The following is a 25,911-nucleotide window of genomic DNA, read 5'->3' on the forward strand; positions in this document are numbered from 1 at the left end:
GGTGTCAAGCGTTCGTTGCAGCACCGCGATTCGAAGGGCAGCCGCTCGCCAGCCACGCCGTCAACTTGGCCGCTGGCCCTTCCCGCGCGAGCGAGGCGGCTTGGCCGCACCATAGCGGAGAAAACTCCGATGCTCCGAGCGCTTCCGATGCCGCGCGCAGCGGCGAGACCAGCCCGGCGGCCAGTGGAAAGCATGGCGCGTCATTTTCCATCGGGCCAAGCTCACGAACAAGGCGGTTGGCGATCGCGCGTGCCGGCCGTCCTGTGAAGATGCGGGTGATGGCGGTTTGATGGTCGCACACGCGTTGCAACGCCGTCCGGTACAAGGAAGAGGTGTTGGCCTCGTCGCAGAGCAGATAGGCAGATCCCGCCTGCACGCCCGACGCGCCCAACGCGAATGCCGCAGCCACGCCGCGGGGATCGGAGATGCCGCCGGCCGCAATGACCGGCACTTTCACGGCATCGACGACCTGCGGTACCAGCGCCATCGTTCCGACCTGCGTGTCGATATCGGTGTGGAGGAACATGCCGCGATGACCGCCGGCTTCTACGCCCTGCGCAATGACCGCATCGCAGCCGGACTCTTCCAGCCACATCGCTTCCTCGACCGTCGTCGCCGACGACATCACCTTCGCACCGGTACGCCGCACGCGGTCGAGCAGATCGGGGGCCGGCAGACCGAAATGAAAGCTCACGACCTCGGGCTTCAATTCCTCCACGAGGCCGCATTGAATATCGCCGAATGCCGGAATCGGCGGCATCGGCCGCGGCTCCGGGCAATCAAGGCCGAGCTCGGCATAGTATGGCTCGAGCCGGGACATCCATGCCGCCACGCCCGCCGCGTTCATTTCCGGCGGTTGATGGCAAAAGAAATTCACATTGACAGGTCTTGAGGTGCCGCGGCGTATCTCCGCGAACGTCGCTCTGGCTTCCTCCGGGCTGGAAGCGACCAGCGAGAACGAGCCAAGCCCGCCGGCTTCCGCCACACCGATGACCATGGCAGGCGTGACAAAGCCAAGCATAGGCGCCTGAACCACCGGGACTTCAATACCAAAGAGATCGCAAACAGCATGAGCAGCATGATCGGTCATCTCACTCCCCGAAATAAAATTAGCTGAAGAAGTCGCCGGCGCACTACCAATGGCCGGCGTGAGCGCCACCATCGACGTGCACGACCTCGCCGGTGACAAAATCCGCGCCCTCAAGGAAAAGTACGGCGTCGACAATTTCCCGCACTTCGCCGATGCGTCCCATCGGATGCAACGTCGCGAGGAAGCCATGCGTTTCGGCAGGATGCATCGGCGTACAGATCGCGCCGGGTGCGACAGCATTGACGCGGATTCCCCTTCCCGAATATTCGATGGCGAGGGACCGCGTGACCGCGTTGATTCCGCCCTTGGTGATGGCCGTGAGCGCTGCGGGCAATGCCTTCAACGGCTGTTCGGCCACCAGGCTGGACGTGATATTGACGATGTGACCGCTTCCCTGGCGCAGCATTTCCACTGCGGCCTTCTGCGACATATGGAAGAAGCCGCCGAGGTTCACTTTGACGAGCGCCGTGAAATCGCTCTCGCAGTAGTCAGTGAATGATTTCGGAACGAAGATGCCGGCGTTGTTGATCAGCGTATCGACGCGCCCGAAGCGATCCACCGCCTCATTGATGATGAACGAGGCGAAATCCGGATCAGCAACGTCGCCGGCGATCGCCAGCACATCCGGATCACCGTTCTGCTCCATGCCGCGCGAACAGGCGACGACACGGTAATCTTTCTGCAAGAACTCCTGAACCAGACCGGCACCGATACCGCGCGACGCTCCGGTGATGACAACCACTTTCCTGGCAGCATTCATAATGTCTTTCCTTCGTGACAACTGATCGAAAGTCAGACATCATTTTGATCACGGCTCGCAAATCCTCTTGGCGTTTTCGGACCTGCCTCTTCAACTAGCCGTGAACATTCGCCGCTGAACCACAAAGTTCGCCTGCCGCAGGCCGCCCGTCCCGAAAACCAATTCCCGGGCGAAAAACTCCGTCGGCCGCTCGCCAACGATGGCCTTGAATTCCCTGACGAGATGGGCCTGATCGCTCAATCCGCAGGCGCAGGCGACCTGCGCCCATGACAGGCCATTGCGGCGCGCCGTCAGCATCTTTTCAAAGCGAGCGAGACGCGAGAAGTATTTTGGTCCCATGCCAAAGGCAGCGTTGAAGCTTCGCGCCAGATGCCGTGCGCTAAAACCCAGTTTCGACGCGAGGCTCTCCACTTGCAGGGCCGGATTCCGCCTGAGGCTTTGCGCAACATGGCAGGCCAGATCATCGGATTTCGGACGCAGGCGTCGAAGCAAAAACGCCTCAACCGTCGCCATTCTCTCAATGCTGCTGCGCGCGCTTGCCAGCATATCGTCGCAGGTCGATACGTCGCCGGCGCTGAAGAGGCTTTTCAGATGAACGTCGGCGTCGGCGAACTCCCCAAGCGGAGCATCGACGATCTGGCCGGCCGCATCGGGCCTCAAGCAAACAATGATGACGCCGAGCGCTCCGGTCGGACGAAGCGTGGCGGCATGCGCCTGAATCTGGATCGCGCATTTGGTTGAAAGATCCCGATTGCGATGACGGACCTGAACGGGCGATCGATACTGCGCCATCAACAACAGAGAGGTGCTCGGCGCATGCTTGATCGTCAGCATCCTCGCTGCATCGCTATCCGGAATATCCAGATCCCAGATGGCGTCGACGGTATCGGCCAGCCACCGCGGTTGCAGGCGCCTGAATGCTCCGACGCGCCTTGACGCGACAGCGCCAGTCCGCAGATCGATCGGGTACTCGAGGAAACCAGTCACTATGCGATGCACTCCGGAGGTTCGGCGCGCCGTGCCTCAGTCGCATCGTTATCCGTCTTGCCGGCTTATCTGCACTCGGCCCAGCGGATCGCCGTCCCGAACGAAGGCCTCGCGGACGCACGAATGCGCGGCTTGCATCACATGTCAGGAGCCGTTGCGGCACAAGTCAGATTGCCGCGACCTCGGGGAGCCGCCGCTTCACGGATATGTGCTGATGCCTCCGGCGGGATTGGCGAGAGCACATTGGATTTTGACGTCCGGCCGACCGCGCGGCGCAAATCGCAGTGCTAATGACTTCTAGGACGGGGCTGTCTGATCAGCGATCTGAACGCGGTCGGCGTGAAGCATCCAATCCCTCACATTCTCGCGCTCGCAGAATGTGATTTTCGCAAGCTCGGTGGCATCTCCGAGACACGGAGCCTCGATCTCGATCGTGCGCTGGCAGATCTCGGCTTGACGGCCATTGCCGCCAAGTACGTCCTTCATGAATCGTACGACGAAGTGTGCCATGTTGGATCCTCCCACCTGGAATTGGTCAGCCTTCTTTCCCAATTGAGGGCGTGCTGGACCTTGTTCGTGATGCAGCTCGACAGGAATCGCGAGCCGATATGGCGGAGCGCGCCATACCGTCAATATCTGCCGGCTGGCTCGCCGGCGACACGATACTCGCATGGACGAGGGTTGCAATCGCAATGTCGATCGCCACGAAGGATCGAGCTATTTTTAATGTGGAACCACCGCCGTCGCCTCGATCTCGACGCGCGCCGCCTGCTCGACCAGACGGACAACCTGCACCACCGCCATCGCTGGATAGTGCGCGCCGATCACCTCACGATAGACGCGGCCGAGCCCCTTCAGGTCGGCGAGATATTCCTCGATGTCGACCACATACCAGGTCAGGCGAACGAGATGCTCGGGCCCTGCTCCGCCCTCGCGCAGGATCGCAACGATGTTTTCCAGGGCTTGGCGCACCTGATCGAGGAATGCCCCGGAAAAGACACCATTCGTATTCCAGCCGACGACGCCGCCGGTCACCACGACGCGCCCTTCAGCGGTCATGCCGTTGGCGTAGCCTTTCGGCGCAGGCCATCCTTCCGGCTGGAGGACTCTCGGGCGAGCGCTGACAGCTTCGTCTTTCTTCACCGGCAAAACGGTGCTCACCGATCTCTCTCCATCTATTCCGCCGCGAGGCCAGACGATGTGCTCGCCTGCGCCATCTGCCGCAAGGCGAACCGCTTCAGCTTGCCGGTCTCCGTCTTCGGCAATTGCGCGACGAATTCCACCGCGCGCGGATATTTGTAAGGCGCGATCTCGCGCTTCACATGCTCCTGTAGTTCCGTCACCAGCGCTTCGCAGGGCTCGCTGCCCGGCGCAACCACCACATAGGCCTTGACGATCATGCCGCGCGCGTCGTCTGGCGCGCCGACTACGCCGCATTCGGCGACCGCCGGATGCTTGAGCAGCGTAGCCTCGATCTCGGGACCTGCGATGTTGTAGCCGGACGACACGATCATGTCGTCGGAGCGCGCGACGAAGGAGAAGCGGCCATTCGTGTCGCGCACAAAAGTGTCGCCGGTCAGATTCCAGCCGTCGCGCACATAATTGGCCTGCCGCGTGTCGGCGAGATAGCGGCAGCCGGTCGGTCCGCGCACCGCGAGCTTGCCGGGCGTGCCCGCCGGCAACTCCTTCATGTCATCGTCGACGATTTTTGCCTCATAGCCGGAAACCGGAAGTCCCGTCGTTCCGGCCACCGCGTCGCCTGTCCGGTTGGTGATGAAGATGTGCAACAGCTCGGTCGAGCCGATGCCGTCCAGAATGGTCTTGCCGGTCTTGCGAGTCCAGCTTTCGAACACCGGAGCCGGCAAGGTCTCGCCGGCCGAAACGGCCAGACGCAGCGACGACAGGTCCGCGCCCTTGTCCATCGCGGCCATCATCGCGCGATAGGCGGTCGGCGAGGTGAAGCAGATCGTGGCCTTGTAGGTCTCGATGATCTTGATCATCTCGGGGGGCGAAGCGTTCTCCAGCAGCGTCGCGGTCGCACCGAACCGCAGCGGGAAAATCGCGAGGCCCCCGAGCCCGAAGGTGAAGGCGAGCGGCGGCGATCCCACGAACACATCGTCGGGGGAAACGGCCAGCACTTCCCTGGCATAGCCGTCCGCCACGATCAGCAGATCGCGGTGAAAGTGCATCGTCGCCTTCGGCTCGCCCGTGGTGCCCGAGGTGAAGCCGAGCAGCGCGACATCGTCGCGGCCGGTCTTCACCGCATCGAAGCGCACCGGCTTGTTCAGCGCGACGCGGTCGAGCTCGGCATCGTGGTTCGAGGTGCCGTCGAAATTGACGACCTGCTTGAGGAATTTGCTGGTCTTGGCGCAGGCGACGAGTTCGTCGGCGATCCGGCTGTCGGTCAGCGCCAGCGCGATCTCGGCCTTGTCGACGATCTTTGCCAGTTCGCCGGCGCGCAGCATCGGCATGGTGTTGACGACGACGGCGCCGGCCTTCGTTGCCGCGAGCCAGGCTGCGACCAGCGCCGGATTGTTGCCGGAACGGATCAGCACGCGGTTGCCGGGCTTTACGCCGTAATTCTCCACCAGCGCATGCGCCAGGCGGTTCGACCAATCGGCCAGCTCCTTGTAGGTGCGCTGGCGGCCATTGCCGATCAGGGCGGTGTGATCGCCAAAGCCCTTTTCGACCATCCGGTCGGTCAGCTCGACGCCGACATTGAGATACTCAGGGTATTGGAATTCCGGGCGGTCGAGCCGCAACTCGGGCCATTGCTCAGGGGGCGGCAGATTGCGCCGCGCAAAATCATCGACATGGCCGGATGGGCCAAGCTTATGAACGTTAGCCGACATTTGCACCGCCCTCGCTTTCGGGATGGATTTGCCGTCCGGCAGCGGCTGATGCAAAACATTTTATACTTAAAGTAATTTGGCGCAATAGGCCATTTCCGGTCCGTCGCGCACTTTTTGGACCTAGCGCCCCGCCATTTCCTTCAGTCGCGCCACCATCGCTGAGGCGGGATCGGCCAGCGGCGCAATCGCGAGAAAATGGTTCGCGCCCTCGATGGTGGCGAACCGCGTCGGCAGGCCGGCGGCGCCCCACGCATCGGCGATGGTGTTGCTCTGCCGCAGATATTCCGCGCTCTCCTCGCCGCCGACGACGGCATCGAGGCTGCCGCCGGAAGGCGCCTTCCAGAACAGCGGACTGGCGGCGCGGGCCGTCGCTTCATCGAGATGCAGCGCATTGTTGATGGAGGTGCCGACCAGCGGCGTCAGGTCGAACAGACCGGAAATGGCGTAGGCAGCCTTCACGAGATCGGCCGGCAGCGAAGGATCGAACGCGCGCCAATCGGTCGCGAGCATGCAGGCCGCGAGATGCCCGCCTGCGGAATGGCCCGAGATCACCAGCGGCCGTCCAAGTTTTGCCAGCTCACGCGAGGCGGCTCGCATCTCGCTGATGATGTGCTCGATCGTGACCTCGGGACAAAGGCTGTAGCCGGCAATGGCGACGTCGATGCCGTGCGCGTTCAGGCCCGCGGCGAGATGGCTGAACCAGGAAATGTCTAGCGCCTGCCAGTAGCCGCCGTGGATGAAAACGACGATGGGTCCGGTGCCGTCGCCGGCAAAGAAATCGATCTTGTTCCGCACTCCCGGGCCATAGACCATCGCGCGCGGCGCGTGCTGTTCGCGATAGGCCGCGGCATCCCTCGCCCAACCGGCGATATGCACGGGATGTTCGGGAACGCGCGCCCGGTTGTTGTATTCGGCCTCGTAGTCTGGGGCGATCAAGGCGTTACGAGGCTCGCTGTTGCGCGGCTTTTCGCGCGGACGCTTTTGTCTTGGCGAGCAGGCGCATCAATTCGCGCACGTCCTTTGGCGTAAGATCGGCAAAGATGTCGGCGATCCACAGCTCGTGCTCGGCCGCCATTTTGCGAAACTCGGCGCGGCCGGCTTTGGTGAGACGGATCACCTGCACACGGCGATCGGAATCGGAGGTGCGGCGGTCGACATGGCCTGATTCCACGAGGCGCTCGACCAGCCCGGTGACGTTGCCGTTGGAAACCATCATGCGCTTGGAAACGTCTGATAGCGTCATGCCGTCGGGCACCTTGTCGAGCTGGGCCATCAGGTCGAAACGCGGCAGCGTCACGTCAAACCGCTCGCGCAGGCGGCTGCGCACTTCTCCCTCGATCAGGGTCGTGCAGGTCAACAGCCGCAGCCACAGCCTGATCTCGTCGCCGTGGTCCTCCGGGAGTTCGACCGCCTTGGTTTCGGAATCGAGGATCATGATGCAACCTTATGCGATTGTTTGAGCTTCAAGCAATTCAGGCCGTCCCGCAAGAGCCAATTCTTTAGATTTCAAACAATTGGCGCGGGGCTTGCATGACCGTTTGGCGAAAGGCCGCCGCTGCTCGCGTTGCTTGCGGCTGATACCGTCATCAGAATAAGCTTGAGTGTCGGCCGCGTACGGTCACCGATCGGGAGTACAGCATGAAACAGCAATTGAAGATGGCCGGACTGGCAGTCCTGTTGAGCGTGACCGCCGACGGAGCCATCGCGCAGGAAAAAATCAAGATCGGCGTGATCGTGACCTTGTCGGGACCGGCGGCCGCACTTGGTGCGCAGGTCCGCGACGGCTTTGCGCTCGGGGTAAAAGATCTCGGCGGCAAGATGGCCGGCCGTGACGTCGAGATCATCGCGGTCGATGACGAGCTCAAGCCAGACGCCGCGGTGACCAAGGTGAAAGGGCTACTCGAGCGCGAAAAGGTCGACTTCGTGGTGGGGCCGATCTTCTCCAACATCCTGCAAGCAATCCACAGGCCGGTCACTGACAACAAGACATTCCTGATCAGCCCGAACGCCGGACCGTCGAGCTATGCCGGCAAGAATTGCAGCCCGTTCTTCTATGTGACCTCGTATCAGAATGACCAGGTGCATGCGATCCTCGGCAAGGTGGCACAGGATCGTGGCTACAAGCGCATGTATCTCTTGGTGCCGAACTATCAGGCCGGGCGCGATTCCGTTGCCGGCTTCAAGCTCGACTACAAGGGCGAGATCGCCGAAGAGACCTACATGCCGCTCAACTCGCTGGATTTCCAGGTCGAGCTTTCCAAGATGGCGTCGTCCAAGCCCGACGCGCTCTTCACCTTCATGCCCGGCGGCATGGGCGTGACGCTGGTCAAGCAGTTCAGCCAGGCCGGGCTGGCCGACAAGATTCCGGTGCTATCAGCCTTCACCGTCGATGAATCCACCCTCCCCGCGCAGCAGGACGCGGCGGTCGGCATGTTCGGCGGCGCGAACTGGGCGCCTAATCTCGACAATCCCCAGAACAAGAAATTCGTCAGCGCCTTCGAGGCCGCCTACAACATCGTGCCCGGCACCTACGCCATGCAGGGCTATGACACCGCTGTTCTGATCGACAGCGCGGTGAAGGCGCTCAAGGGCGACCTCTCCAACAAGGACGCGGTTTCGGCGGCACTGAGGAAGGCGGACTTCACCTCTCTGCGCGGCAACTTCAAGTTCAACGTCAACGGCTATCCGATCCAGGACTTTTACCTGACCAAGGTCGCAAAACGCCCGGACGGGAAATTTCAGACCGAAATCGTGCAGAAGGTTTTTGAGAGTTACGGCGACAGCTACGCCAAGGAATGCACGCCGGGCAAATAAAGCGTTTTCAAGCGAAACGCCTCAAGGAAGAAGCAAAGGAAACAACCATGTTGAAGGATGAGATTGCGGGCATCACCCGCGCCAATGAAGGCATGCAGGGCATCAGCTGGAATATTCTGGGCCAGACCTATGTGCCGAAGAACCGCACCGAGCACTCCTTCTCGTGGCACGCGACCTTTCCGCCCGGCACGTTCGTGCCGCCGCACATCCATCCCGACCAGGACGAGTATCTCTATATCCTGGAGGGAAAGCTGGACTTCTTCCTCGACGGCGCCGACGAATCCGCAACGCCCGGCGACCTCGTGCGCCTGCCGATGGGCAAGCCGCACGGCATCTTCAACAAGTCGCAACAGAATGCGAAGACGCTGTTCTGGGTGTCGCCGACGCGCCGGCTCTACGAGCTGTTCTGGGCGATCCACAACATGAAGGAGCAGAACCCGGACGACGTGGTGAAGCTCGCCGCCGAGCACAACATCCACTTCCTGCCGCTGCCGCCGGGTTAGGTTAGCTTTCTTCCCTTCTCCCTTGTGGGAGAAGGTGGCGCGGAGCGCCGGATGAGGGGTTGTCTCGGCGAGGCAGACTACCTCATGAAAAATTTGCGATCGCGGAGAGAACCCCTCACCCGTCCGCGATGCTATGCATCGCGTCCACCCTCTCCCACAAGGGGAGAGGGAAAGAAGCGTGACTACCGCGACACTACCCTCGCGGCAAATCCCGCCTTCGCCGCATAGCCGCGCACGATCGCTTCACGCGACTCGTAATTCAAAATCGTATCGATATCCGAAAATCCTTGCGGTGCGAGTTGCTCGACGGCGTCGATCACGCCTTCCGGTCCGCCGCGGCGGTTAGAGGCGACGACGTCGGCGGTCATCGGCAGACGCTGGCGTTCATAGGCAACCAGCGCCTGGCGCGGATGTTCGGAACGTGCGAGCGCATCCGCCAGACAGCGTGCATCGAGGATCGCCTGCGAAGCGCCGTTTGAGCCGACCGGGTACATCGGATGCGCGGCATCGCCGAGCAGCGTGACGCGGCCGCTCGACCAGTACGGCAGCGGGTCGCGGTCACAGCAGGGATATTCCCAGAATTCCGGCGTCGCGTTGATCAGCGCGGCGAAGTCGACCTGTGGAATCGAGAAGCTCGTGACATAAGGCATCATCTCTTCGCGCCGGCCGAGGTTCGACCAGCCCTCACGGCGCGGCGGCGGCGCCGAGCCGTCGCCGATGCGCACCATCACCGCCCAGTTGGTCAGGCGGCTCGCCGGGCTCGATCCTTCCGCGATCGGATAGACCACGGCTTTGGCGTTCAATCCGCCGGCGATGATCATGGAGCGTCCCGTGAGGAACACCGGCCAGTCGGTGGCGCCGCGCCACAGCATATGGCCGTTCCAGCAGGGCGGCCCCTCTTCCGGAAACAGCGTCTGCCGCACTTTTGAATGAATGCCGTCGGCGCCGATCAGGATGTCGCCGCGGGCGGTGTGCACATGCGCGCCGCTGCGGTCGAAGAACCAAGCGGTGACGCCGCCCTCGTCCTGTGTGAACGCGCCGAGCCGGCTGCCGGTGCGGATCGCGTCCGCCCCGAGCCGCTCGATCACCGCCTGGTGGATCACGCCCTGCAAGCGGCCGCGATGGATGGAGAATTGCGGCACGTCGTGGCCGGCATCCAGCCCGCGCTTCTCGTGCCAGACCTGCTGGCCGTAGCGTGTCAGGTAAAACAGCTCATAGGTGCGGATGGCTGCGGCATCCAGCCGGTCGAGCAGGCCGAGGCCGGCGAGTTCGCGGATGGCATGCGGCAGCGTGTTGATGCCGACGCCGAGCTCGCGGATGCTGTCGGACTGCTCATACAATTCGCATGCGATGCCGCGCGAGCGCAGCATCAATGCCGTGGTGAGACCCCCGATACCGCCGCCGACGATAATGGCCTTCATCGCCAGAACTCCACGCAAACCAAACGTGATCTAAAGTTCGCACGGTCCCTTATTCGGCCGCAAGCGGCTTTGTCGCCTCAGCCCTGAGTTCGGCCCGCGTCTTGGGCTTAGCCTTAACCTTAAGCTCCTCAAAGTCCTGACGGTCGCGGACGCTGTTACGGAAGATCTGTTCCTTGCCGGGCAGATATTGCGGCGGACAGAAGGCATCGTCGGCGCCATACCAGGCCGCCGCCTTCATGGTGAAACCGGGATCGACCAGATGCGGTCGGCCGAGCGCAACCAGATCGGCGCGGCCAGCGGCCAGGATAGTATTGACCTGATCGGCCGTGGTGATGTTACCGACGCACATGGTGGCGACGTGGCCTTCGTTGCGCACCTGTTCCGAGAACGGCGTCTGGAACATGCGGCCATAGACCGGGCGGGATTCCCGCACGGTCTGGCCGGTCGAGACGTCGACGAGATCGACACCTGCTTCGCCGAAGGCGCGCGCGATCCTGACCGCGTCATCTCCGGAGATGCCGCCCTCGGCCCAGTCGGTGGCGGAAATGCGCATCGACATCGGTTTGTGCGACGGCCATGCCGCGCGCATCGCCTCGAACACCTCGAGCGGGAAGCGCAGCCGGTTTTCGAGCGAGCCGCCATATTCGTCGGTGCGGCGGTTGGTCAGCGGCGAGATGAAACTCGCCAGGAGATAGCCGTGGGCGCAGTGCAGCTCGAGCATGTCAAAACCGCAGCGTTCGCCGCGCTGCACGGCCTGCACGAATTCGCCTCTGATGCGATCCATCGCCGCGCGATCGAGCTCACGCGGAACCTGGCTGTCGGGGAAATACGGCAGCGGGGACGCCGACACCACGTCCCAACCGCCCGCCTCCAGCGGCCGGTCCATGCCCTCCCACATCAATTTGGTGGCGCCCTTGCGGCCGGCGTGGCCAAGTTGCAGGCAGATCTTTGCGGCCGAATTGGCATGAACGAAATCGACGATGCGCCGCCACGCCGCTTCCTGCTCGTCGTTCCAGAGCCCGGCGCAGCCTGGCGTGATGCGGGCATCGCGCGCGACGCAAGCCATTTCGGTGAAGACGAGGCCGGCGCCACCGATTGCGCGAGAGCCGTAATGCACCAAGTGGAAATCGCCGGGCACGCCCTCCTTCGCGGAATACATGCACATCGGCGATACCACGACGCGGTTGGCAACCTCCATCTCGCGCAAGCGGAACGGCTGGAACATCGGCACGTCAGGGTTTTCGACGTCGACGTCAAAACCCTGCGCCGCGACCTGCCGCGCGAACACGCGATCCGCCTGCTCCACGAACTTCGGCGCGCGCAGCGCAAGATTGTCGTAAGTGATCGCCTTGGAGCGCGTCATCACGCCGAAGGCAAATTGCACGGGATCGAAGTCCCAGAAGCGGTCGACATGCTCGAACCAGACCAGCGACACGTCGGCGGCATGCTGGGTCTTTTCGACCTCCTCGCGGCGGCTCTGTTCGTAGTTCTGAAGGCCCTCGGTCACAGTCGGCGCATCGCGCAGCGCATCGGCCAGCGCGATGGCATCTTCCATCGCAAGCTTGGTTCCGGACCCGATGGAGAAATGCGCGGTCGCTTTGGCGTCGCCCAGCAGGACCATGTTGTCCTTGACCCAGCGGCGGCTGCGGATCATCGGGAAGTTGCGCCACATGGAGCGGTTGATCAGCAGCGGATAGCCGTCGAGGAAGCGCTCAAAAATCCTGGCCATGCGATCGGCGGAAGCCTGCTCGCTCAGGCCTTCCAGGCCGGCGCGCCGAAACGTTTCCGGATCGGTTTCAAAAATCCAGGTCGAGTGTCCGACTTCGTATTGATAGGCGTGGGCAATGAACGGGCCCCACTCCGTCTCTTCAAAGATGAAGGTGAAGGCGTCGAGCGGCTTGGTCGACCCCATCCAGGCGAACTTGTTGGAGCGCAGATCGACCTCGGGCTCGAAATGCGCCCGGTGTTTTTCGCGGAAGCCGCTGTTGATACCGTCCGCCAGCACGATCAGATCGACGTCGGCAAACCGCGCCTCGTCGTCGACGTCTGTCTCAAACAGCAGGTGGACACCGAGTTCTCGCGCGCGATTTTGCAGGATCAACAGCAGCGTGCGGCGCGAGCAGCCGCAAAAGCCGTTGCCGCCGACGCGATGCACCGTTCCCTTGAAGTGGATGGCGATGTCGTCCCAATAGGCGAATTCATCGGTGATGCGATGGTAGCTCGGCGGATCGTACTTCTCGAAATTGTCGAGGGTGGCGTCAGAGAACACCACGCCGAAGCCGAAGGTGTCGTCGGCGCGGTTGCGCTCATACACCGTGATCTCGGCCTTCGGGCGCTGCTTCTTGAGCAGGATCGCCGCATACAGGCCGGCAGGTCCGCCACCGATGATCGCGATCTGCATGGATGCTCCGCGCTTTGATCGATCCGGATTTTATTTTAAGTCTAAAATAATTTCCCGGCAAGCCCCCGCCATGCCGGTTCCGGGGTCAGTTGCCCTGGAAAACCGGCTTCTCCTTGCGGGCGAACGCCTCAAAGGCTCGGTTGAAATCCTCGGTGGTCATGCACAGCGCCTGTGCGATCGCCTCGGACTCGATGGCTTCCTCGACCGACATCGCCCATTCCATCGCCAGCATGCGCTTGGTCATGGTGTTGGCAAAGGTCGGGCCTTCCGCGATCTCCCGGGCGAGGCCCTCGGCCTGATCAAGTACTTCAGCGGATGGCACGATGCGGCTGAAAAAGCCCCACTTTTCGCCCTCGTCCGCCGACATGAAGCGGCCGGTATAGAGCAGTTCCGAGGCGCGGGACTGGCCGATGATGCGCGGCAGGATCGCGCAGGCGCCCATGTCGCAGCCGGCAAGGCCAACTTTGTTAAAGAGGAAGGCGACCTTTGCGCCGGTGGCGGCGAAGCGCATGTCCGAGGCCATGGCGATGATCGCGCCCGCGCCGGCGCAGATGCCCTCGACCGCGGCGACGATCGGCTGCGGACAGGCGCGCATCGCCTTGACGAGATCGCCGGTCATCCGCGTAAAAGCGGTGAGGCCCTTGGTGTCCATCTTCACCAGCGGCCCGATGATTTCGAAGACGTCGCCGCCGGAGGAAAAGTTGCCGCCGGCGCCCGTCACGACAATGGCCTTCACCGCATCGTCGAAGACGCAAGCGCGGAAAAAATCCGTCAGTTCGCGGTAGCTTTCGAAGGTCAGCGGATTCTTGCGCTCGGGCCGGTTCAGCGTCACCGTCGCAACGCCGGCTTTCACCGCGAGCAGAAAATGCTTCGGCGTATAGCTCGCGAGCGGCAGGGTGACGGGGTTGGCGGTCGCGCTCATGGTTGTCTCCGCATTCGGTTGGACGGCGCGGTTGCGCCGCGAAAGGTCAGACTTCTCCGCCGGCCACCGCGATGGCCTGACCGGTGATCGAGCTGGCGCCGGGGCTGCACAGCCAGAGCACGGCGTCGGCGACTTCCGCCGGCGTGACGAGCCGCCCCTGCGGATTGTGCCTTGCGAGTTCGGCAATCGCCTGCTCGCGGCTGCGCCCGGTCTTGCTCATGATGTTGTCGATGCTGCCGGCGACGAGATCCGTGTCAGTGAAGCCGGGGCAGACCGCGTTCACGGTGACGCCGCTGCTCGCCACTTCGAGCGCGAGCGAGCGGACCAGACCGACGACCGCATGCTTGGCCGCCACATAGGCGCTCACATAGGAATAGCCCTTCACCCCCGCGGTCGACGCGATCGCGACGATGCGCCCCTGCTTCCGCTGCACCATCGGCCGCACCACGGCTTGCGCGGCGTAGACCACGCCCATGAAATTGACGTCCATCATTCGGCGGAACATCTCGGCGTCCGTCTTGCCGAACGGCGCGGATTCCGCAGCGCCGGCATTGGCGATGAGAATGTCGATCGGCTGGCGTGCAGCCGCCTCCGCAATCGCGGCATTGACGGCAGCCTGGTCGGCGACGTCGGCAATCACGGCGCCATGGGCAACACCGGCAGCGACGAGTTCATCGAGCGCAGCGCGGTTGCGGCCGAGCACGGTGACGGTGGCGCCCGCCTCCACCAGCGAGGCGGCGATCGCGCGGCCGATGCCGCGCCCTCCCCCGGTGACCAGCGCATGCGACGAACGCAAAAGTCCTGCCATGCGAAAGCCTCCCCGGAGAAGATTTATCTCATGGGCGGATATATTTTAAACTTCAAGCTTTTGCAAACGCGAGAAACCGGTTCGGGAAGTGTTCCATTGCGCCAGCCGTGTCAGGTGGCCAGCATCGAGAGGCCCGCGCGGTACATTCCGGCAGGATTGGCAGGCGTTTACGCGCCGGCCCAGGGGCAAGCCGGCAGCCGCGATGGCGAGGATCGAGCCGGCGCTAGTGCGCGAGCGACCCGGCCTCTGCGGTAGCGGCCGCGCGACGGCCCAACACCCGGCCGTTGCGCTCACCGGCCTGCCGGTCGCGCTCAAAGACCAGGTCCATCGCCGCATCGAACTCCTCGATACGATCGAGCTTGTGCAGCATCCGCCCGAGACCGTTGAAGCCGTCAGCCAGATCAGGCCGCAGCTTGACGACCTCGCGATAGGCGGCGGCAGCGTCGAGATGCTGGCTGAGCGCCTCGCAGGACTGCGCGAGGCACAGCCAGCCCTTGTAGGCGTCGGGCCGGACGCTTGTGAGCGTCTTGAACATCCGCCGCGCCGCCGTGTGGTTGCCGTTCGTGGTCAGCAATTGGCCGAGCCGATGGATGGCATCCGCATTGCCGGGCTCGACCTCGAGAATCTGCCGGTAGCCGCGTTCGGCCTGCGCCAGCTTGCGCGCCTGATGAAGCTCGGTCGCCTCCTTCAGCGCCGCGGCAACCGTGCGGCGATCGATTTTTCCGCCGATATTGCGGCCGTTCTTGGTGCCGATCACGGTGCAGCGGATGCGCCGCTCCTTCACGCCGAAAGAGTATTTGTAGGGCTCGTTGCCGCGCAGGAAGTCATACTCGGTAAAGCCGTTCTCGATCGCGTAGCGGATGCTGTGCGCATGCAGGATCACGCCGGGCGGCGGCCCGTCATAGGTTTCGTCGCGCCCGGTCATGTAAAACAGGAAGGCGCGCTTGCGCCGGTCGACCAGCGTGGCGAGGGCAGCGAGCGGGCGGTCGCCGTGCCAGAGCGTCGGCAGGTAAAGCAGGTCCGACTTGAAGCTGCGCGTCAGCATCGCCCGGTTGGAGCGGACCAGCGTGTGCACGAGATCGCCTTTGCGCGGCGTCCACTTGATCTCCCAGAAGCGCAGCAGGGTATCGAGGTCGCGCTCGATCGTCTCCGGCGTGGCCACCGTGATCCGGTATTCGCCCGAGGCCTCGAGCTGCTTCAGCAGACGCCTGATCTTCTGCCTGGTATTGGCGGAAAGACCGTCGAGATAGGCGTTCCAGTCCGGCGGCAGCGCAGCAAAGGGACACAGCGCATTGTCGATGCTGTCGACCTTGCCGACGCGGCTGACCTGGCTGATCTGGAAATTCGCTTTTGGAAAATGCGCCATCAGGAGGCGGTAGCGCGTCTCGGAGATGCGGGCGTTCTCGAGATTGAAGCGCGCCCAGTTCATCTGCTTTAGCTGCCGCGCAAAGGCCGGTATCGCCTGCGGCTCGAAGCCGGGCCGGCAGAGGATGCCGGTGTAGTCGGCGGCAAAATTGCCCGCCATGTTCAGTTCGTTGTGAAACGGGATTTCCGACGTCTTGACCGAGATCCGCAAGGGCAGAAAGGCGACATAGGGCGCATCCGGCGCCTCGCTCGCCTTCGCCGCCAGGATGAACCACGGGCCGGACAGCCATGCGAGCCAGCCGGCAAGCCACCTGTGCGACATGAACAACTGCGCGTCGGGATCGGCGTCATAGACGGCGTTCCAATCCTGCTCGAGCCGTTCGAACGACGGCATCGTCTCTATGACTTCGACACGCACAGCTTCACTCCCTCGTCAGGTTGCTCATCGCTCGCGGAACGCCCGCATCATGCTGTCGTGGATCGGCCGCACGACATATTGGAAGAATGTCCGCTCGGACGTCTTGATGTAGACCTCCGCCGGCATACCGGGCGTCGGGTGGAAGTTCGGAACGGCCATCGCCTCGGCGCTGTTGAGCTTGACGCGGATGATGTAGATGTCGGTCGGCCCGGTCTGCTGCGACTTGCGCTCGTCCGCCAGCGTATCCGCCGAAAGATAGATCACGTCGCCCGACACCATCGGCGTGATGCGCTGGTTGAGCGCGGTCAGGCGCACCATGGCGTGCTGACCGTATTTGACGCTATCGATGTCCTGCGGGCGCACCCGCGCCTCGATGATCAGCTCCTCCTGGAGCGGCAGGATTTCCATGATGTTCTTGCTGGCCTCGATCACGCCGCCCTCGGTGTGATAGCGCAGCTTGACGACGACGCCGCGGACGGGAGCCGTGATGCGGATGCGGTCGAGCACGCCCTTGGCGGCCGACATCCGCTCGCGGACGTCGGCCAGTTCGCCGCGCACCTCATGCATCTGGTCCACGGCGGCCTTGATCGCCGTCTTCCGCACGCCGTTGATCTGCTCGTTGGCCCGCGCGATGCGATCCCTGGCGTCACCGATATCGCCGAGGATGCGGCCCAGCTCGCCCTCGAGGTTGGCCTTGGTTCGCTGGAGCACCAGCAGTTCCGGTTTGCGAACCAGTCCGGTCTGTAGCAGGTAAGCCTTGGTGGCGATCTCGTCGTCGAGCAGCACGATCTGCCGTTTGACCGCGTCGAGCTGGACCCTCGAGCCCTGAATGCGCTCGTTGAGCGCGTTGATGCTCTCGTTGATCCCGGCGATGTCGCTGTTCACGTTGTTCCTGCGGGCGGTGAACGCCATTCGCTGGCTTTCCAGGATCTCCGCGACCTCCCGATCCGTGTACTGTTCGATCTCATCGGGAAACTTGACCTCGGGCTCCTCCCGCATCTCGGTCTGCAGGCGTGAATCGATCGCCGTGAGCCGTATGCGCCGCAGGAACAGGCGCCGCAACTCCGCGCGCGGCGCCGTTTCATCGAGCAGGACCAGCAACTGCCCCTGCTCGACGGTGTCGCCCTCGCGTACGTGAATGGCGCGGATAACGCCGCCTTCCAGATGCTGGACGATCTTGTTCTGGCCGGTGGCGACGAATACACCTGACGCAACGACGGCGCCCGCGATCGGCGCCATGTTGCCCCATACGCCGAAGCCCGCCACCGTGACGCCCATGATGAGGGCCCCGGCGATGGTCGGGATTTTGGTCGAGCGCGGCAGCGAATCATACCAGGTCGCCTCGACCTCGACGTTCCGGGAAACCGCTTTCGAGCGCGCCATGGCGTATCCTCACGAATTGAGCACGGGCGGTCCGCCGGACCCGTTCGGCTTCTTGCCGCTAATGAGCGGAATGATCTCTTCGCGATCGCCGAAGGCCTGCACCGCGCCGTTCTGCATGATCATGATCTTGTCGACGCTGCGCAGCAGCGCCGCGCGCTGCGTGACGGTGACGACGGTGATCTTCCTTTCCTTGGCACGAAGCAGCGCCCGCGCCAGCGCGCGCTCGCCGTTGGCGTCGAGGTTGGAATTGGGCTCGTCGAGAACCATCAGGCGCGGATTGCCGAAGAATGCGCGCGCCAGTCCGATCCGCTGCCGCTGGCCGCCGGACAGCGGGCTGCCATCCATGCCGACGACGGTCTCATAGCCTTGCGGGAAGCTCGAGATCATCTCGTGCACGTCGGCAAGTTCGGCCGCGTCGAAAATATCCGCATCGCGCGCATCGTCGCGCATCCGCGCGATATTGGCCTTGATCGATGCCGGGAAGAGCTGAACGTCCTGGGGCAAATAGCCGGTGTTCTCGCCGAACTGCCGCGCGTCCCAGTTCCGCAGATCCATCATGTCGAGGCGAACGTTGCCGGCCGTCGGGATGATCGAGCCGACCAGCATGCGCGCCAGCATGGTCTTGCCGGTGCCGGAATCCCCGACGATGGCCATCGACTCGCCGGGCTGTAGCTGGAAGGTGATGCCGTTGAGGATGACCTTCTTGGTCGGCGGCGGAACGTACAGCACGCGCTCGACGCTGAGATGGCCCTGCGGGCGCGGCAGGCGCAGCCGATCGAGATTCAGCGGCGAGCTCTGTAGCAGGGCCTTGATCCGCCCGTAGGCGGAGCGCGCCTGGACGAAGTTGCGCCAGCCTTCGATGGTGCCCTCGAGCGGCGCAAGCGCGCGGCTTGCCACGATCGAGGCCGCGATGATCATGCCGCTGGTCAATTGATTTTCCAGCGCGAGCCACGCGCCCCAGCCGAGGATCGCGATCTGGGTGCACAGGCGCAGGAACTTGGACACGCCCGTCATCATGATGTTGAGGTCTTGCCCGGCAACCTGCGCCTTCAGCGATTCCACGGTCTCGCGGCCCCAGACCACGACGCCTTCGGGGATCATTCCCATGGCATTGATGACCTGGGCATTGCGTGCCATGGCTTCCGCCTGGAGATTGGCGCGCGTGCCGTAGGCGTTCGCCCTGGTGAACGGAATCGCCGTGATCTTCTGGTTGAGCAGGGCTACCCCCATCAGCACCACGCCGGACGACAGCACGATTAGCCCGAGATGCGGATGGATGAGGAATACGACCGCGAAATAGATCGGCGCCACGGGAGAGTCGAACATCGTGAGCAGAACCGGGCCGGTGATGAACGCACGCAGGTGCTGTAGATCGGCAAGTGTCTGGAATTCCCGGCTCGATCCGCCCTGCGCAGCCTTCGCCGCGGCGCTCAGCACCGGGCCGCCCAGCCGGGCCTCGGTCTCGACCGCCACGCGCATCAGGATGATCCGGCGCATCACGTCCATCAGCGCGTGGGCCGCAATCGCGGCCACCACGATCATCGTGAGCATTACCAGCGTGTCGGTGCTGCGGCTCGTCAACACGCGGTCCGACATGTTGAACAGGTAGACCGGGATCGCCAGCACCAGCAGGTTGACCACGATCGAGAAGATGCCGACGGTCACGAGGTTCCGCCGCACGCCGGCGAGGCCCTTGCCAAGCACGTCGCGAAACTCGGCTTCGCTGGATCGCCGATGCAGGGGCGTGGAGCCGCCGCCACCTCCTCCGCCGCCACCGCCGCCACCATTGGGGGCGCCCGAGCCGCCGCCATGCCCGTTCGCTATCGCAGGCAGCGACGCGCCGTTGGAGACGGACGCCTGACCTGACGGTGGCCGCGCCTCGGCTCGCGGAGGCGGCGGTGTTGGCTGGGGCGTTGCTGTCGCTTCCGGACCGACTTGCGGCTTCGCTTCGGGTTTAGCGAGGGCCTGCACGGCGGCGACGGCCCGCTCAAGCTCGATCACGAGCGCGCTTGTGCCTTGGACGCCGGCCGGGCCCGGACGGCCCGCCGCAACGGCTGCGCCGCTGCCCTGCGCTGCCTGCTTTGGCGAAAACGAAACGACATTCGCCGTCTGGAAGCTGACGAAGTCCTCCTCCGTCGATTGCGCTGGAACGTCGGCCGTTCCGTCAACCTCGCCCTCGCCCCGTGCCATTCGCCAGCCTCCTCAGCAACGCTGCGGCCCCTTTGCGGGCCCCCTTCCAATCCTTCCGGCCGCCTGGAGCGGGATGACTTTCCTCGAGTCGTCCCCCCGCCCTGTCTTTTTGTTGGAGCGTGATCTTCTCGGAAAACCGGTATCCACTTTTCCGGATCAAGCTCTAGTGCATGACGTTCGCAACCGCGTCGTCGTGCGGCTGGGTCTGCACCGGCTGAATGGTCTGTTCCTGGTTCTGGGTCTCGTCGACGAAAGCGACCAGCTCCGTGATCAGCGTGTCGGTGTCGCCGTTGACGGCCTTGTCCATGCCGCTCGGCAGCAGGTTTGCCTGAACAAGGATGGTGTCGGTGTACACTTCGCCGTTCACGTAAGTGTCGGTCGCACCGACATCGACGATGACGGCCTCGTTGATCAACTTGTTATTGCCGGCCGATGCCGATTGGGTTCCCGGATCGTCGGGATCAATCGATGCTCCGTCGGCAGGCTTGCCAAGAAGCTGTAGCATGACGTCGACATCGGAGGTGACGTTGGTCTGCCAGATCGCGTTGACGTCGTAGTAGTCGCCGGTGATATAGAGCACGTTGATGACGCCATCCGGTCCGGCCAGAAGCTTGCCGAGCGCAGGATCGAGGCTGGTCTGGCCGCTACCGATCGCGGCGACAAGGGCCTGCGTATTGCCGTTCATCGCTTCGAAATTGTCGCCGCCGAAGGTCTCGATCGTTGCAGAATTGACGAGCTGGTTGTCGCCGGAGCTGACGTCATGGGATGAATTGAACCCGTCGGCAAGCTGCTGAACCTGGTCGTTGTCGAGCAGGATGTTGTTCTGGAAGATCACGTTCATGCCGTGATAGCCGCCTGCCACGATGATCAGATCATAGTGGACATCGCCGTCGAATATTTCCGTCAGGTTGACCTGTCCGTTGCCGCCGGCGACCAGCTCATAGTGGGCATCGGAGCTCGCTTGCACGACCACATCGTCGTCCATCAGCATGTTGGTTTGCGTCACGGTATGGACGCTGTAGTAGTCCCCGTTCACCACATCGACATTCCAGTGCCATCCCCCGAACTTCGCCGAAACCTCCGCGTAGATCCCGGGATGTTCGATGAAATCGGCGATGTTATCGGTCGTATTGTTGCCTGAAGCGACTGCCGGCCCGGCGCCGCCGCCCGCATCGATGTGGTCCTTGTCGATGAGCGAATTGGTCTGGAAGATCGCGTTGGTGCTGAAATAGTCGCCCATCACGATCATGCGCTGGCCAGTTTCCGTCAGATCGACGATCAGGGCAGCGTTGAGGCTGGTGTTGGCCCCGGCTTCGGTCCACTGCCCGACACCGTTGCCGAAATCCGGCTTCTCGTAGAGCTCCAGCGTCGGCAAGGGCGTATCCGGTGCCGGCTCCTGGAGCACGCCGTTCAGGTAGTAGCCGGCGTCGACCGAATGAGGCGACGGAGTGCCGTCACGCTCGGGATCCGAAGTCTGAAGGAATTCGACGACGCCCTGGCCGCTCTGAGGAATCCACCACTCGACGGGAATGGCGTCGTTGGCGTTGTCCGCCATCTCGCGCAGGACGGCGTCCGCATGCACCGAGAGCTGCGCGATATTGCCATCGATCGCCGGCTCCGCGCCGTACCCTTGCAGCAGCACATCATTGTCTGACAGGAGATTGTATTGATTGATCTCGAGCTGGGTTTGCTCGCCGCCGGGTTGGTACGTGACCGATATCATCTTGTCATGCCCACCGCCGCCGCCGCCGCCTCCGCCGCTGGGACGGAGCGGACCGCCGGGTGATCGCAGGTGAGGCTCGAATTCGGACTCGGAGTCCGGCGTCAGTCGCAGCCTGATCGGAAGAAGATGCGCGGCCTGCAATGCATCCAGCAGCGGAAGCTGCGGCGCCGGAGTCCCGCGAATCTCGAGGTCGTCAATATCGGGCGCGTAGACGTACTCGGGGCGCGGCGTCGTGTAGTCGTCCGGCCGATTACCGAATGCCGACGGATCGTACTCGATCCGGTCTCTCGCGATGTCGTGGATGATCTTGAAATGGCCAGCAAAATGCCAAATCGACTCAGTTAAGCCGCCGGGTACCATAGGAGCCTCCCCTGGCCAGGCTCGATTACGAATTTACGTACGGGCCGTATGAAATGATTTTTGTCGCGGAGCAAAAGAGACCCGCGCGGCGCGAAGGCCGCGCGGGTTGAACTGGTCGTTAGCCTAGACTGTGGTCGTCCGCGAAGTCGTTTCCGGCCACGCTCATTTCGATGCTGTTGAACTGGATGTTCGCACCCTGAGTGATGGTCTGGTTGAACGCGGACTGGTCGATGATCGCGTCGGCGGTCGCGTGGACGCCGGTCGCCGAGTCGCCGATAACGTCTTCCATCCTCGCGTCGAGCTTGACGTCGCCGCCTTCGGCCTTGGCGTCGAACTTCACGTCGCCGCCCTTGCCGTCATACGACAGATTCGCCAGCGAGAAGTCGTTGTCGACCAGATTGTTGACCTGATCGATGTTGAACTGGTTGCCGTCACCGTCGAGCTTCTGGTTCACCACGTCCGGCATGATGATCGAGCCGGTAACGCAGCTGAGATCCGAAAGATCGATGACCGGGCTGCTCAGTCCGTCGGCCTTGAGGTCGAGGTCGATGTTGACGTCCACATTGACCTTGGTGTCGACGGTATTCTCGACCTTGTTCTCGACACTGTTGTCGATGTCGTTGTCGACCTTGTTGTCGACGGTGTTGTCGACCTTGTTCTCGACCTCGTTCTCGTTGCTGTTCTTGTTGTCGTTGCTGTTCTTGTTGTCGTTGTCGTTTTCGTTGTCGTTCTCGCTCTTGGAGTCGAGCGACTGAACGGCGAGCTGAGCCTGGGCTTGCGCCTGGCCCTGACCCTGGCCCTGGCCCTGAAGCTGTGCCTGAAGATTGGCTTGCTTCTGGTCTTGATCCTGATCTTGCTTCTGGTCCTGATCCTGGTCCGGATCCTTACGGCGCGGCTTGTAACTCGACATGATGCACTCCCGTTGGGTAGGAGCATCGCGCCGCCTCGGAGATCGCTGATCTTCTACGTCTGCGATGACCGATGCATAACGATGCGGTTAACGTCGGGACTACCGACTGCGATCCCCTCGTAAGTTTTTACGAGACTTCGCAGCGTTAAGGTTGCTCATGAGTTAACAATGGACTAGCCGCACATTCGGGGATGGTGCTTCATCGCGGCATAGCGCGGTGGAGTTATTCGGCTAGTTGCGCCGGCCTCGCGCGTCGCTCGATCGACGAGCGCAATGGCGCCCGTCGGCCGAGAGCCATAACTCGAACGAGGTATAACAAAGGGAGGACTAGCCGTTCGAGTGACGGCGCCTATCCGTTCGGATAGTGCAGCATCGCTGCAATTGTGCAAATATTGTCCCGTTACAGATAATAGCGCGGCGAAGGAAAAGTTCACTACGCACGTCCAAGTTGTCCACCAGAACCTCGTTGGCTGGAGGAAAACTTCGCTGTGCATCGCCTCCCGCGAGGCGTTCAGGAAGGAGGTTTCTCGGTCGAACGCAGGTGGCTTTCGAGACGGGGCAGAAATTCCCAGATGTCGCGGTTGATGCGGGTCATGTCCTTTGTGGTCTTGACCATGCTCCTCAGCCGAGCCGCGTCCATAGGCTTCATTTCGCCGAATTGCAGGCTGTCCCTGGTTTGAACGATCCGCATCGATTGAGTATGGGTGATCTGTCCGCTGGCGTCGACGATGTACATGCAATGGTTGAACTCGTTGCGGACCGCGGTCGACTCGTTGAAGCGTTCGATGATCTTGGCAAGAGCCTTGTCGAGGCTCTTGTCCCTGATCGTGATCTTCGCGAGCCGCTGTATCAGATCAAGCCGCGCGCGCGTCGTGTTGAGAGTCGCGAAGGTGAGTGCCGCCGATTCCTGGCTCGTCCGCAGCAGGATCATGAGGACGTAGATGAACATGCTCTCGTTGTTGGACCAGCTTGAAACGAGATTGCCGATCAGCGCCAGGATTTGCGTGCGCCGGTCGGCCGTCGAAGGCGCGGACGCCGCAATCGCATCGAAATCGGGTTTGGGAGGAAGGCGGCTGGACACCATGTTGCGGTACCGTCCTGACGGCAAAGGACGCGTCGTTGCCGTGCACGTCGTGCACCGGCGTTAACTTCTGGAGCACGCACAGTCGCAAATATACGATCGGGAAATCCGGCGGGCAAGGCAGGAGCAACCGTCGAGCGTGCCTCGACAAGGCCAACGGCATGAGGTGCCGTCATGTGGCAATGGGCGTTAGAGCTGTCCAGGACGCGCAAGGCCCGCAAGGCGGCCGTTGCCGCGCTTTCGCCGATCGTCGACGGCAGCCGCCACCGTCTCGGCGGAATATCTGACGTCGCGTGGTCCGATCCGTATATCATCGGCTTCCTGGTCATGCTGATCAGCATTATTGCAAGACTCGAAAGCAGCAGGATATCCGGAGACTCGCTGTGCCTTGTGCAGTGCCGCGCATGGGAAGATCTCACCGAGATGAACTCGGAGGCGATGGCCGAGCAACTGCTGCTGCTCAGCACGGACCGCAATCGCGATTTCGAACTCGGGTGCCAAAACGCAGCAGCGTTCAGCACGATCCTGTTCGGGACGCAGACGCTCGCGGAAGGTGTCGGCCTTGCGAATCTGGAGCGATGGCCGAATAAACTTGAAGATGAGCCGTTGAAAGCATTCTCACAACGTGAGGACGTCATCGCGGCATGGAATCAATTTTTCGATGCGCATGTTGCGCCGCGCGGTCAAATTGACGCATGACGGTTCCCAATGAACAAAATCATGCTTTCAACCTGACTACAAAACGGCGCAGTGAAGCCGCATTCGGCGAATTCCTGCGACGAAATTGTATCGCCGAGCGCACGCAGCGCACCGTATTGCGTAAGAGTCGAGCAAGCAGTAGTGTGTTCATCGTCACGACACAGTAGTGGTCCATCAACGCGATGGGTAACGGTGCATCAACAATCCGGTGCCCATAATAACGAGAAAGGTTATTTGCGCTACTCCAATTGGAATTGGGAGTTTCGTTATGCGTACTATATCGCATTTGAATTCGCGCATTGAAGTGACCCGGACCTTGAGCAGGTCCTCGAGCAGCTTGCAGGACCAGCGAGTATTGCACTCGCCCCCTGCCTCGGTGAGTTTGAACCCATCGAGACCTCATGAGGCTCGCGGCACAACGGCCGGCAATGGCAATGACATCAAGGCCGACGAGGACATCCTCGGACTACAGGCCTCGCACAACGGCGACGAGGAAGAGCCGTCATCGAAGGAGTTGAAAAAGCCCGGCATCGTCATCATCCACCGTCGCACCGTCTTCCGGGATTGCCTCGCTCTTTGTCTCCAGACCGCCTATGTCGATCACGACGTCCTCTCCTTCTCGAGCATCGCCGAATGGCTGGGTTCAAGAAATCAGAGCACGTTCGACGCCGTGATCATCGTCGTCATCGATGCCATCAACGAATCGAGCACGGCCGACCTGGAGCTTCTCAAGACCAACGCCGTGGCAAATCCGGTGGTGATCGTCTCCGATACGGATGATCTCAATCACATCGTTCGCATTCTCAAGAGCGGCGTGCGCGGCTACATTCCGACCAGCCTGAGCTTCAACGTCGCCGTGGAAGCCCTGCGCCTCGTCAAGGCTGGCGGCGTATTCATCCCTGCCAGCAGTTTCGTGCCTGGCGACGATGAACCGTTGATGGGCGTCAGGAACAGCGCCCTGCTGACAGAGCGGCAGATGAAAGTCGTCGAGGAGATCCGCCACGGCAAGGCCAACAAGCAGATTGCCTATGAACTCAAGATGAGCGAGCACACCGTCAAGGTGCACCTTCGCCACATCATGAGAAAGCTCAAGGCAAGGAACCGGACCGAGGTCGCGGTGCTGTCGGAAACGCTGTTTTCCGGCTTCAAGGAAACGCCAAAGGAAAGTCCGGTCGCCAAGTCCAACGGCGATACACACACCAAGTGAGCCGCCTGTATCGTTTC

Annotated in this window: 22 protein-coding genes; 4 read left to right on the forward strand and 18 right to left on the reverse strand. The window is 62.5% G+C overall.

Annotated elements, in window-relative coordinates; translation table 11 throughout:
• Window positions 1-4: 4 nt before the first annotated feature.
• The 8 genes from JQ628_RS10340 to JQ628_RS10375 form a co-directional block, all read right to left on the reverse strand.
• The gene (locus JQ628_RS10340; protein ID WP_349628044.1) at window positions 5-1,162 is read right to left on the reverse strand and encodes an NAD(P)H-dependent flavin oxidoreductase; all 1,158 of its coding nucleotides are present in this window, start codon (window positions 1,160-1,162) and stop codon (window positions 5-7) included.
• A complete protein-coding gene (locus JQ628_RS10345) occupies window positions 1,134-1,850 on the reverse strand; it encodes an SDR family NAD(P)-dependent oxidoreductase (protein ID WP_212222440.1) in 717 nt (238 codons plus the stop codon). Before JQ628_RS10345 ends, JQ628_RS10340 begins: the two co-directional genes overlap by 29 nt.
• Window positions 1,851-1,940: 90 nt before the next feature.
• A complete protein-coding gene (locus JQ628_RS34835) occupies window positions 1,941-2,837 on the reverse strand; it encodes a helix-turn-helix domain-containing protein (RefSeq protein WP_212222441.1) in 897 nt (298 codons plus the stop codon).
• 297 nt (window positions 2,838-3,134) lie between these two features.
• Complete coding sequence (locus JQ628_RS10355) at window positions 3,135-3,347, reverse strand: hypothetical protein (RefSeq protein ID WP_212222442.1); 213 nt, start codon at window positions 3,345-3,347, stop codon at window positions 3,135-3,137.
• A gap of 213 nt (window positions 3,348-3,560) precedes the next feature.
• Window positions 3,561-3,998, reverse strand: a complete 438-nt coding sequence (locus tag JQ628_RS10360) for a RidA family protein (protein ID WP_349628045.1) — start codon at window positions 3,996-3,998, stop codon at window positions 3,561-3,563.
• A 14-nt stretch (window positions 3,999-4,012) separates the two neighbouring features.
• Window positions 4,013-5,689, reverse strand: coding sequence for a benzoate-CoA ligase family protein (locus JQ628_RS10365; protein ID WP_212222443.1), 1,677 nt, complete (start codon window positions 5,687-5,689; stop codon window positions 4,013-4,015).
• Window positions 5,690-5,809: 120 nt separating this feature from the next.
• A complete protein-coding gene (locus JQ628_RS10370; RefSeq protein WP_212222444.1) occupies window positions 5,810-6,625 on the reverse strand; it encodes an alpha/beta hydrolase in 816 nt (271 codons plus the stop codon).
• Window positions 6,626-6,629: 4 nt separating this feature from the next.
• Window positions 6,630-7,124: a MarR family winged helix-turn-helix transcriptional regulator gene (locus tag JQ628_RS10375; protein WP_212222445.1), complete on the reverse strand. Its 495-nt coding sequence runs from the start codon at window positions 7,122-7,124 to the stop codon at window positions 6,630-6,632.
• Window positions 7,125-7,327: 203 nt separating this feature from the next.
• On the opposite strand from JQ628_RS10375, the gene JQ628_RS10380 reads away from it, so the two are divergent.
• Both JQ628_RS10380 and JQ628_RS10385 read left to right on the forward strand, forming a co-directional pair.
• The gene (locus JQ628_RS10380; RefSeq protein ID WP_212222446.1) at window positions 7,328-8,503 is read left to right on the forward strand and encodes an ABC transporter substrate-binding protein; all 1,176 of its coding nucleotides are present in this window, start codon (window positions 7,328-7,330) and stop codon (window positions 8,501-8,503) included.
• 47 nt (window positions 8,504-8,550) lie between these two features.
• A complete protein-coding gene (locus JQ628_RS10385; protein WP_212222447.1) occupies window positions 8,551-9,006 on the forward strand; it encodes a cupin domain-containing protein in 456 nt (151 codons plus the stop codon).
• Window positions 9,007-9,188: 182 nt separating this feature from the next.
• Here JQ628_RS10385 and JQ628_RS10390 read toward each other — a convergent pair whose 3' ends face one another.
• The 10 genes from JQ628_RS10390 to JQ628_RS10435 all read right to left on the reverse strand — a co-directional run bounded on the left by JQ628_RS10390 (window position 9,189) and on the right by JQ628_RS10435 (window position 23,991).
• A complete protein-coding gene (locus tag JQ628_RS10390; protein WP_212222448.1) occupies window positions 9,189-10,427 on the reverse strand; it encodes a flavin-dependent oxidoreductase in 1,239 nt (412 codons plus the stop codon).
• Window positions 10,428-10,476: 49 nt separating this feature from the next.
• The gene (locus JQ628_RS10395; RefSeq protein WP_212222449.1) at window positions 10,477-12,828 is read right to left on the reverse strand and encodes a bifunctional salicylyl-CoA 5-hydroxylase/oxidoreductase; all 2,352 of its coding nucleotides are present in this window, start codon (window positions 12,826-12,828) and stop codon (window positions 10,477-10,479) included.
• Window positions 12,829-12,913: 85 nt separating this feature from the next.
• Window positions 12,914-13,750, reverse strand: a complete 837-nt coding sequence (locus JQ628_RS10400) for an enoyl-CoA hydratase family protein (RefSeq protein ID WP_212222450.1) — start codon at window positions 13,748-13,750, stop codon at window positions 12,914-12,916.
• Window positions 13,751-13,796: 46 nt separating this feature from the next.
• Window positions 13,797-14,558 carry an SDR family NAD(P)-dependent oxidoreductase gene (locus JQ628_RS10405; protein ID WP_212222451.1) on the reverse strand — a complete coding sequence of 254 codons (762 nt, stop codon included), beginning with the start codon at window positions 14,556-14,558 and terminating at the stop codon, window positions 13,797-13,799.
• A 223-nt stretch (window positions 14,559-14,781) separates the two neighbouring features.
• Complete coding sequence (locus tag JQ628_RS10410; protein WP_212222452.1) at window positions 14,782-16,341, reverse strand: GNAT family N-acetyltransferase; 1,560 nt, start codon at window positions 16,339-16,341, stop codon at window positions 14,782-14,784.
• A gap of 24 nt (window positions 16,342-16,365) precedes the next feature.
• Window positions 16,366-17,724: an HlyD family type I secretion periplasmic adaptor subunit gene (locus tag JQ628_RS10415; RefSeq protein WP_212222453.1), complete on the reverse strand. Its 1,359-nt coding sequence runs from the start codon at window positions 17,722-17,724 to the stop codon at window positions 16,366-16,368.
• Window positions 17,725-17,733: 9 nt separating this feature from the next.
• Window positions 17,734-19,914, reverse strand: coding sequence for a type I secretion system permease/ATPase (locus tag JQ628_RS10420; RefSeq protein WP_212222454.1), 2,181 nt, complete (start codon window positions 19,912-19,914; stop codon window positions 17,734-17,736).
• Between the two features lie 163 nt (window positions 19,915-20,077).
• Entirely contained in the window at window positions 20,078-21,997 is a 1,920-nt protein-coding gene (locus tag JQ628_RS10425) for a hypothetical protein (RefSeq protein WP_212222455.1), read from the reverse strand.
• Between the two features lie 118 nt (window positions 21,998-22,115).
• Complete coding sequence (locus tag JQ628_RS10430; RefSeq protein WP_249127724.1) at window positions 22,116-22,907, reverse strand: hypothetical protein; 792 nt, start codon at window positions 22,905-22,907, stop codon at window positions 22,116-22,118.
• A gap of 511 nt (window positions 22,908-23,418) precedes the next feature.
• Window positions 23,419-23,991 carry a hypothetical protein gene (locus JQ628_RS10435; RefSeq protein WP_212222456.1) on the reverse strand — a complete coding sequence of 191 codons (573 nt, stop codon included), beginning with the start codon at window positions 23,989-23,991 and terminating at the stop codon, window positions 23,419-23,421.
• A 171-nt stretch (window positions 23,992-24,162) separates the two neighbouring features.
• On the opposite strand from JQ628_RS10435, the gene JQ628_RS10440 reads away from it, so the two are divergent.
• Both JQ628_RS10440 and JQ628_RS10445 read left to right on the forward strand, forming a co-directional pair.
• On the forward strand, window positions 24,163-24,687 hold the full coding sequence (locus JQ628_RS10440) for a hypothetical protein (RefSeq protein ID WP_212222457.1): 525 nt from the start codon (window positions 24,163-24,165) through the stop codon (window positions 24,685-24,687).
• A gap of 382 nt (window positions 24,688-25,069) precedes the next feature.
• On the forward strand, window positions 25,070-25,894 hold the full coding sequence (locus JQ628_RS10445; RefSeq protein ID WP_212222458.1) for a response regulator transcription factor: 825 nt from the start codon (window positions 25,070-25,072) through the stop codon (window positions 25,892-25,894).
• Window positions 25,895-25,911 lie beyond the last annotated feature (17 nt).

The sequence above is a fragment of the Bradyrhizobium lablabi genome, from assembly GCF_018129385.1.
Classification (GTDB): Bacteria; Pseudomonadota; Alphaproteobacteria; order Rhizobiales; family Xanthobacteraceae; genus Bradyrhizobium; species Bradyrhizobium lablabi_C.